At 60.1% G+C, this 8,815-nt stretch carries 7 protein-coding genes; 1 reads left to right on the plus strand and 6 read right to left on the minus strand.

Annotated features, from left to right (window positions below; translation table 11 throughout):
• Positions 1–399 precede the first annotated feature (399 nt).
• The 6 genes from J3361_RS28970 to J3361_RS28995 are packed head-to-tail and all read right to left on the minus strand — an operon-like array spanning position 400 to position 6,353.
• The gene (locus J3361_RS28970; RefSeq protein ID WP_186707525.1) at positions 400–2,142 is read right to left on the minus strand and encodes an ABC transporter substrate-binding protein; all 1,743 of its coding nucleotides are present in this window, start codon (positions 2,140–2,142) and stop codon (positions 400–402) included.
• Positions 2,143–2,192: 50 nt separating this feature from the next.
• Positions 2,193–2,465 (minus strand): DUF2160 domain-containing protein, encoded by a 273-nt coding sequence (locus tag J3361_RS28975; RefSeq protein ID WP_186707524.1) that lies wholly within the window; start codon positions 2,463–2,465, stop codon positions 2,193–2,195.
• Between the two features lie 10 nt (positions 2,466–2,475).
• Positions 2,476–3,276: a carbohydrate ABC transporter permease gene (locus J3361_RS28980; RefSeq protein ID WP_207967415.1), complete on the minus strand. Its 801-nt coding sequence runs from the start codon at positions 3,274–3,276 to the stop codon at positions 2,476–2,478.
• Between the two features lie 10 nt (positions 3,277–3,286).
• Positions 3,287–4,153, minus strand: a complete 867-nt coding sequence (locus tag J3361_RS28985) for a sugar ABC transporter permease (protein ID WP_030142069.1) — start codon at positions 4,151–4,153, stop codon at positions 3,287–3,289.
• Positions 4,150–5,259 (minus strand): ABC transporter ATP-binding protein, encoded by a 1,110-nt coding sequence (locus tag J3361_RS28990; RefSeq protein WP_207967416.1) that lies wholly within the window; start codon positions 5,257–5,259, stop codon positions 4,150–4,152. Before J3361_RS28990 ends, J3361_RS28985 begins: the two co-directional genes overlap by 4 nt.
• Entirely contained in the window at positions 5,259–6,353 is a 1,095-nt protein-coding gene (locus tag J3361_RS28995; protein WP_186730993.1) for an ABC transporter ATP-binding protein, read from the minus strand. Before J3361_RS28995 ends, J3361_RS28990 begins: the two co-directional genes overlap by 1 nt.
• Positions 6,354–6,750: 397 nt before the next feature.
• Here J3361_RS28995 and J3361_RS29000 point away from each other — a divergent pair, with 397 nt between their 5' ends.
• Positions 6,751–8,595, plus strand: coding sequence for a sigma-54-dependent Fis family transcriptional regulator (locus J3361_RS29000; RefSeq protein ID WP_207967417.1), 1,845 nt, complete (start codon positions 6,751–6,753; stop codon positions 8,593–8,595).
• The last annotated feature ends 220 nt before the right edge of the window (positions 8,596–8,815 follow it).

An 8,815-nucleotide genomic window follows, 5' to 3' on the forward strand; every position in this document is an offset into this window, starting at 1 on the left:
TTTTTTTTGCCTGCTGGTTTATGTGAATGGCTTGCCGGCCTCATCGCGAGCAGGCTCGCTCCCACAGGTATGCCGCTCACTTAAGGCTTGCCTGAATCCAAGGCCAGCTTGAATCATTGTGGCGAGGGGGCTTGCTCCCGCTGGGCTGCGTAGCAGCCCCTTTTTTGTGAGCGCTTCGCACTCAGGCGGGAGCAAGCTCCCTCGCCACAGGTTCCTCGCTTTTTTCAGTAAGCAGCACTGCTCCCGAAGGAGTCTGGGGTGTACGCAATATCTGCATTCACCCCCCGACCCTGTGGGAGCCGAGCTTGCTCGCGATGGCGGCGGGTCTGTCTGTTGCGATAAGCCCAGGCAAAAAAAACGGCACCTTTCGGTGCCGTTTTCACGCTCACAGCGGGGTTTTTACTTGCGGGCCGCTTCCCACGATTTCAACAGCTCGGTGTAGCTCACCGTTTCACCTTTAGGTTTCTCGTTCGCCAGTTTCGGCTTCGGAGCACCCGGTTGGTCGAACCAGTATTGCGCGTCGCGCTCAGGGTTCATCTTAGGTGCGCAGGTGGCTTGGGCCTTGGAGCGTTCCAGACGCGTCATGATCGCGTCCTGGTCCTTGGCCAACCCATCGAGGGCCTGCTGAGGGGTTTTCTCGCCGCTGGCGGCTTCGGCGATATGGCTCCACCACAGTTGCGCCAGGCGTGGGTAGTCCGGCACGTTGGTCCCGGTCGGGGTCCATTGCACGCGGGCCGGGCTGCGGTAGAACTCCACCAGGCCACCGAGTTTCGGCGCCAGGTCGGTCAGGGCCTGGGAGTTGATGTCCGACTCACGAATCGGCGTCAGGCCGACGATGGTCTTCTTCAACGATACCGTCTTGGACGTCACGAACTGCGCATAGAGCCAGGCCGCGAGTTTCTGCTTCTCAGGCGTGGACTTCATGAACGTCCACGAACCCACGTCCTGATACCCCAGCTTCATGCCCTCTTCCCAATACGGACCGCGTGGCGAAGGGGCCATGCGCCATTTCGGCGTGCCGTCGGCATTCACCACCGGCAGGCCCGGCTTGGTCATGTCGGCGGTGAAAGCGGTGTACCAGAAAATCTGCTGGGCGATGTTGCCTTGGGACGGCACCGGGCCGGATTCGGAGAAGGTCATGCCCGCCGCTTCCGGTGGCGCGTACTTCTTCATCCAATCCACGTATTTGGTGGTGGCGAACACGGCCGCAGGACCGTTGGTATCGCCGCCGCGGGTCACGCTGGAACCGACCGGATGGCAGTCCTCGACGCGAATGCCCCACTCGTCCACTGGCAAACCGTTGGGCAGGCCCTTGTCGCCACCACCGGCCATGGAGAACCAGGCATCGGTGAAGCGCCAGCCCAGGGACGGGTCTTTCTTGCCGTAGTCCATGTGCCCATAGACACGCTTGCCATCGATCTCCTTGACGTCTTCGGAGAAGAATTTGGCGATGTCTTCATAGGCCGACCAGTTCACCGGCACACCCAGCTCGTAGCCGTACTTCTCCTTGAACTTGGCCTTCAGGTCCGCACGCTCGAACCAGTCGGCGCGGAACCAGTACAGGTTGGCGAATTGCTGGTCGGGCAGTTGATAGACCTTGCCGTCCGGCGCGGTGGTGAAGGAAATACCGATGAAGTCCTTGAGGTCCAGGGTCGGCGAGGTGAAATTCTTGCCTTCGTTGGCCATCAGGTCGGTGATCGACTCAGTCTTGCCGTAGCGGAAATGCGTGCCGATCAGGTCCGAGTCGTTGACCCAGCCATCATAGATATTCTTGTCCGACTGCATCTGGGTTTGCAGCTTCTCCACCACGTCGCCTTCCTGGAGCAGGTCGTGGGTCAGCTGGATCCCGGTGATTTCGTTAAAGGCCTTGGCCAATACCTTGGATTCATACTCGTGGGTGGCGATGGTTTCCGACACCACGTTGATTTTCATCCCGCGAAACGGTTCGGCGGCCTTGATGAACCACTTCAATTCTTCAAGCTGCTGCTCGGCTGTCAGGGTCGACGGCTTGAATTCACTGCCGATCCATTTTTTAGCGGCGTCTTCATAGGCGTCGGCCCAGGCCGTAGCGCTCAGCCCGCTGAGTGCCAGCATGGCTGCCAATGAAACGCTATGTCGCAGCTTATTGTTTTTATCGAACATAGAGACCTCTCCTGTTTGGGTTTAAGAGCCTGATCGTCGCGTTGTCGCGATTAGCCCCACCGCATCACTGCCAACAGCCACACCAAAGACAACGCGAACGCTATCCAGATGCTCCAGTCGGTAACGCCGATCACCAGCAGATGCAGGTAGGCGCTACCGAGAAGACCGATAAACAACCGATCGCCACGGGTCGTGGCAATCGGCAGGAAACCACGCCGAGGGATACTCGGCGAACGCAATTCCCAGGTCGTCATGCCCACCAGCAGCAAGGCGATGACACCAAAAAAAGCCGCCGTAGGGACGGTCCAGTTCATCCATTCCATCATCGACTCCTCAGACCCGGCCCAGGGCAAAGCCCTTGGCCACGTGGTTGCGAACGAACCAGATCACCAGCATGCCCGGCAGGATGGTCAACACCCCCGCCGCCGCCAGCACGCCCCAGTCGATACCGGACGCCGATACCGTACGGGTCATCACCGCCGCGATCGGCTTGGCATTCACCGAGGTCAACGTCCGGGCCAGCAACAGCTCGACCCAGGAAAACATGAAGCAGAAAAACGCCGTGACGCCGATGCCGGAACCGATCAACGGAATGAAGATCTTGGTGAAGAACTTGGGGAAACTGTAGCCGTCAATGTAGGCGGTCTCGTCAATTTCTTTCGGCACCCCGGACATGAACCCTTCGAGGATCCACACCGCCAGCGGCACGTTGAACAGGCAGTGGGCCAGGGCCACGGCAATATGGGTGTCAAACAACCCAATCGACGAGTACAGCTGGAAGAACGGCAACAGGAACACCGCCGGTGGCGCCATGCGGTTGGTCAGCAACCAGAAAAACAGATGCTTGTCCCCCAAGAACCGGTAGCGGGAAAACGCATAGGCCGCCGGCAACGCGACGCCCAGGGAAATCACCGTATTCAGGCTCACGTAGTACAGCGAGTTGATGTAACCGGTGTACCAGCTCGGGTCGGTGAAGATCACCTTATAGTTGTCGAAGGTGAAATCGTGCGGCCACAAGGTCAGGCCGCCAAGGATCTCGGTGTTGCTCTTGAACGACATGTTCAGCAGCCAGTAGATGGGCACCAGCAGGAACAGGATGTAGATCAGCAGCGGAATCAGCTTTCTCTTGCTCATTGTGCGGGCCTCAACGGTTGGCGTCGGAGTGCGTCATGGCGGTGTAGAACAGCCAGGACACCAACAGAATGATCAGGAAGTACACCAGGGAAAACGCCGCCGCCGGGCCCAGGTCGAATTGACCGATGGCCATCTGCGTCAGGGTCTGGCTGAGGAACGTGGTGGCGTTGCCCGGCCCGCCGCCGGTGAGTACGAACGGCTCGGTGTAGATCATGAAGCTGTCCATGAAACGCAGCATCACGGCGATCAGCAGCACGCTCTTCATTTTCGGCAACTGGATGTGCCGGAACACCGCCCAGTTCGACGCCCGGTCGATCCGTGCCGCTTGATAGTAGACGTCCGGAATCGCCCGCAGCCCCGAATAACACAGCAGCGCCACCAATGAAGTCCAGTGCCAGACATCCATCACCAGCACGGTGACCCAGGCGTCCATGGTATTGGCCGCATAGTTGTAGTTGATACCCAAGCCGTTAAGCGTGGAGCCCAGCAAGCCGATGTCGGCGCGGCCGAAAATCTGCCAGATGGTGCCCACCACGTTCCACGGGATCAGCAGCGGAATCGCCAGGATGATCAGTACCAGGGACGACCATTTGCCCTTGGTCGGCATGGTCAGGGCGATAGCGATGCCCAGGGGGATTTCAATCAGCAGCACGCACGCCGAGTAGATGAACTGGCGCAGCAGCGAATCGTGCAGCCGTGGATCGAGCAGCACCTGCTTGTACCAATCGGCACCGACGAAGTAGCGGCTGGACTGATCGAAGATGTCCTGCACCGAATAGTTGACCACCGTCATCATCGGGATCACGGCGCTGAAGGCCACCAGCAGGAACACTGGCAATACCAGCCACCAGGCCTTGTTGTTCTGCACCTTGTTCATGGCTGCACCTCGCCAGTGGATTCGAGCAGATATTCATCGGCATAGACCATCAGCCATTGGGCCGGAAAACTGATGTACGCCGTGCCTTCCGGTACGGGCTTGTCTTCGGCCAGGCGGACCTTCAGCGGTGCGCCATCGAGGTTGAGGGTCAGGATCTTGTAGGTGCCCAGGTCTTCGACGTGGACCACGTCGGCCCGCATCGCGTCGTCGTAAGGGCCATCCCAGACATGCACGAACTCAGGGCGAATGCCGACCTTCAGGCTTTTGCCCTCGGCTTCGGCGATACGCCGTTGCAGGGTTTCGGACAAGGGCAAGTGGGTCGACCCGAAGCCGACGCCACCGGGCTGGGCCGTGACCTCGATCAGGTTCATCCCCGGGCTGCCGATGAAGTAGCCGACAAAGGTGTGGCTGGGGCGCTCGAACAAATCCCGAGGCGTGCCGAACTGCACGATCTGGCCGCCGTACATCACCGCGATCTTGTCGGCGAACGTCGAGGCTTCCAACTGGTCGTGGGTGACGTAGACCATGGTGATGTTGAACTGCTCGTGGATCTGCTTGAGCTTGCGCCGCAGTTTCCATTTCAGGTGCGGGTCGATCACCGTCAGCGGTTCGTCGAACAGGATCGCCGAGACATCGTCGCGTACCAACCCGCGGCCCATGGAGACTTTCTGTTTCTCATCGGCGGTGAGGTTGCGGGCCTTTTTGTCCAGCAGGTTCTGCAGGTCCAGGACCTCGGCGATCTCCTGCACCTTGGTGTGGATCCGCGCTTCGGCCATGCCCTGGTTGCGCAGCGGGAACGCCAGGTTGTCGAACACCGTCATGGTGTCGTACACCACCGGGAACTGGAACACCTGGGCAATGTTGCGGTGCTCCGGGGTCAGGTCGTTGACGACTTTGCTGTCGAACATCACCTGCCCTTCGGAGGGGCTGAGCAAGCCGGAAATGATGTTGAGCAAGGTGGACTTGCCGCAGCCCGAAGGGCCGAGCAGCGCATAGGCGCCGCCTTGCTCCCAGATGTGATTCATCTCGCGGATCGCGTAGTCCTCGGGGCCCGCCGGGGTGCTGGTGTAGCTGTGGGCAAGGTTCTGCAAACGAATTTCAGCCATCAGGCAACCCTCGCAATACGCAGGCCCGGGGCCTGGACCAGCTTGCCTTGGGCATCGAAGACAAACAGTTTATGGGTCGGAATGTAGATGCGGATCGGCGCGTCCACGTCGTACTCATGCACCCCAGGCAAATGCAGCACCAGCAGGAAATGTTCGTTGCGCACATGCAGGAACGTCTCCGAACCGCTAATCTCGGCCACCTCGACGGTCACCGCCAGTTCGAGGTCGTCGTCGTTGCTCGGCACCAGGGAAATATGGCTGGGGCGCACGCCGAAACGGAACTCACCCTCGCCCACCGGGCGCAGATCGACGTTCAGCGGGAAGTGCACGAAATTGGCGAAGCTGACTTCATTACCGGCAATACGACCCGGCATGAGGTTGATCGGCGGTTCGGAAAACAGCTCGGCGGCCAGCACGGTTTGCGGCTGGTGGTAGACGGAAGACGACTTGCCGCTCTGAATCACCCGGCCCTCGTGCAGGATCGTGGTGGTGCCGCCCAAGGCCAGCGCCTCGTTAGGCTCGGTGGTGGCGTAGACGGCGATGGTGTGGCGGGCCTGGAACAGCTCGCGCATCTCCTGGCGCAGCTCTTCGCGCAGCTTGTAGTCGAGGTTCACCAAAGGCTCGTCGAACAGGATCAGCTCGGCGTCCTTGACCAGCGCCCGGGCCATGGCCGTGCGCTGCTGCTGGCCGCCGGACAATTCCAGTGGATGGCGCTTGAGGAATTTTTCGATCCGCAACATTTTTGCGGTTTCCAGGACCTTGCTTTGGATGATTTCTTCGGACACACCGGCCTGGCGCAACGGCGAGGCGATGTTTTCGAAAACGGTCATGGTCGGGTAGTTGATGAACTGCTGATAGACCATCGACACGTTGCGCAACCGCACCGGACGGTGGGTGACGTCGACGCCGTTCATCAGGATGCGGCCGCTGTCGGGCTTGTCCAGACCGGCCATCAGGCGCATGAGGCTGGTCTTGCCGGACAGCGTGCGGCCCAACAGGACGTTGAAGGATCCGGGTTCGAAACTCAGATTGGCATCGTCGATCCAGGTCTGGCCTTCGACGGTGCGACAGATGTGCTCAAGCTTTAATGACATGGCTCGGCCTTTTTATTATTTGGAGTCAAGCGACCCGAGCTTAAAAGCGAAAGCCGTGCCAGAAATCACAAGCCCTTGATCAGGTTGATTTTTTCCTGGATTGGCAGGCAAAAGGCGTTCGTTGATGAACAGAAGTGAACAATCAGGAATGAACAACTGAACAACGATCGAGTTGACAATGAACAATTTTGAACAACACTGAATAGGACCTGTGGGAGCGAGCCTGCTCGCGATAGCGGTGGATCAGTCACATCGATTTAACTGAACCACCGCTATCGCGAGCAGGCTCGCTCCCACAGAATCTGTGCATATTAAGTCGTGCCTGGATCTGCCCCAGCACAAGGAGTCTGTGCGAGACTTGCCACAACAATAAAAACAGCTCCTGCGAGAGTGCCCCATGGCCGCACCTGCTCCTGCCTTGTCCCACGAGGCCATCATCCAGGCTTCCTGGTCCCGTTGCCGCGCCTTCGGCCTGAATCACCAGAGCGTGCCGGCCTTCGATCAGTTGCCCGCCCAAGGCATCGCCCACTTGCTGGAAAGCCAGCATTCGCTGGTGCAGACCACCCATCAGGAGGTCTTGCCGTATTACGAGAACATCCTCAGCAACTCCAATTGCTTGATCATGCTGGCCGACAACCAGGGCCAAGTGCTGACGTCCTGGGGCACCCAGCGCTTCATCGAGCCGAAACTGGCCCATGGCTTCAGCGCCGGGGCGAGCTGGATGGAGCGCTGCACCGGCACCAACGCCATCGGCACCGCGCTGGCCTGCGAACAGGCGGTGCACATCGAGCACGATGAACACTTCCTCAAGGCCAATCGCTTCATGACCGGCTCCGCCGCGCCGATCTTCGATGCCGAGCGCAAGGTCATCGCCGTGCTGGACGTCTCCAGCGACAGCTACCTGCCGCCGTCCCACACCCTGGGCATGGTCAAGATGATGAGCCAGACCGTGGAGAACCGGTTGATCCTCAACCTGTTTCGCGGTGAACACTTCCAACTGACCTTCAACACCGGCTTGAACAACCTCGACAGCCAGTGGGCCGGGCTGTTGATTTTCGATGAAAGCGGCCAGGTCCTCTCGGCCAATCGCCGCGCGGATAACCTGCTGGGCTTGAGTCTGTCGCGGGTCAGCATCGAAAGCCTGTTCAAGGTCTCATTGCTGGAACTGCTCAACCAACCCGACGGCCTGCCGTTCGCCCTGCAAGCGTCTGGCAGCAATCGATTCCAGTGTTTGCTCAGGCGCCCGAGCCAAGTGTCGATCAGGGCGCGCGTCTTCACCGAGGCAACGCCTGCGCCGGCGCCCGCCAGCAACGCCATCAGCCTCAATACCCTGCACTTCGGTGACAGCCGCGTGGAGAAAGCCGTGCGCCAGGCCGAGCGTTTGCTGGAGAAGGATATTCCGCTGCTGATCCACGGCGAGACCGGAGTGGGCAAGGAAGTGTTCGTCAAAGCCCTGCACCAGGCCAGTTCGCGCTGCAAGCAGCCGTTCATTGCGGTCAACTGCGCGGCGATTCCCGCCGAGTTGGTGGAGTCGGAATTGTTCGGTTATGAAAAAGGCGCGTTCACCGGCGCCAACCAGAAAGGCAGCATCGGCCTGATCCGCAAGGCCGACCGCGGCACGCTGTTCCTCGACGAGATCGGCGACATGCCCCTGCCGACCCAGGCCCGGCTGCTGCGGGTCTTGCAGGAACGCTGCGTACAACCGGTGGGCAGCGCCGAGCTGTTCCCGGTGGACATCCGCATCATCTCCGCCACCAACCGCTCGCTGCGCGAACAGGTGCAACTGGGGCGGTTTCGCGAAGACTTGTACTACCGCATCGGCGGCCTGACCCTGGAACTGCCGCCCTTGCGCGAACGCAGCGACAAGCAGGCCCTGTTCAAGCGCCTGTGGGAACACCACCGCGAACCGACCCAATGGGCCGGCCTGAGCCGTGAGGTATTGGATCTGTTTGAACGCCACCCCTGGCCGGGCAACCTGCGACAGGTCAGCAGCGTGCTGCAAGTGGCCCTGGCGATGGCCGAGGAACAGCCGATCCGTCCGGAACACCTGCCCGACGACTTTTTTGTCGACCTGGAAATGGAACCGGTGGAAACGCCTGAGCCGCTGACGGTGGACTTGAACGATGCCGAGGATCTGAACCGCCAGCTTCAGGCCGTGGGCGGGAATATTTCACACCTGGCGCGACGACTGGGGGTCAGCCGCAATACCTTGTACAAACGTCTGCGGCAACTTGAAACCTGATGCGAAACCAACCTCTAACGAGGCAAATACCAGTCAGTTGAGCTAAGCGAAATCAAGCCAGGCAATTATCCTGTGGCGAGGGAGCTTGCTCCCGCTGGGCTGCGCAGCAGCCCAAAAACAGGGCCGCTTCGCGACCCAGCGGGAGCAAGCTCCCTCGCCACGGGTTTGTCGGCTGCCTTAAGTGAACAGCATTCGGCCTTTGTGCCGCGCTCTTTCCACC

Origin of the sequence: Pseudomonas sp. OA65, assembly GCF_017498305.1 — a bacterium.
Taxonomy (GTDB): domain Bacteria; phylum Pseudomonadota; class Gammaproteobacteria; order Pseudomonadales; family Pseudomonadaceae; genus Aquipseudomonas; species Aquipseudomonas zanjanensis.

Bases quoted from the DNA above. Each gene is read 5' to 3' on its own strand.
- J3361_RS28970 (WP_186707525.1), bottom strand. From the start codon at position 2,142: ATGTTCGATAAAAACAATAAGCTGCGACATAGCGTTTCATTGGCAGCC.
- J3361_RS28975 (WP_186707524.1), bottom strand. From the start codon at position 2,465: ATGGAATGGATGAACTGGACCGTCCCTACGGCGGCTTTTTTTGGTGTC.
- J3361_RS28980 (WP_207967415.1), bottom strand. From the start codon at position 3,276: ATGAGCAAGAGAAAGCTGATTCCGCTGCTGATCTACATCCTGTTCCTG.
- J3361_RS28985 (WP_030142069.1), bottom strand. From the start codon at position 4,153: ATGAACAAGGTGCAGAACAACAAGGCCTGGTGGCTGGTATTGCCAGTG.
- J3361_RS28990 (WP_207967416.1), bottom strand. From the start codon at position 5,259: ATGGCTGAAATTCGTTTGCAGAACCTTGCCCACAGCTACACCAGCACC.
- J3361_RS28995 (WP_186730993.1), bottom strand. From the start codon at position 6,353: ATGTCATTAAAGCTTGAGCACATCTGTCGCACCGTCGAAGGCCAGACC.
- J3361_RS29000 (WP_207967417.1), top strand. From the start codon at position 6,751: ATGGCCGCACCTGCTCCTGCCTTGTCCCACGAGGCCATCATCCAGGCT.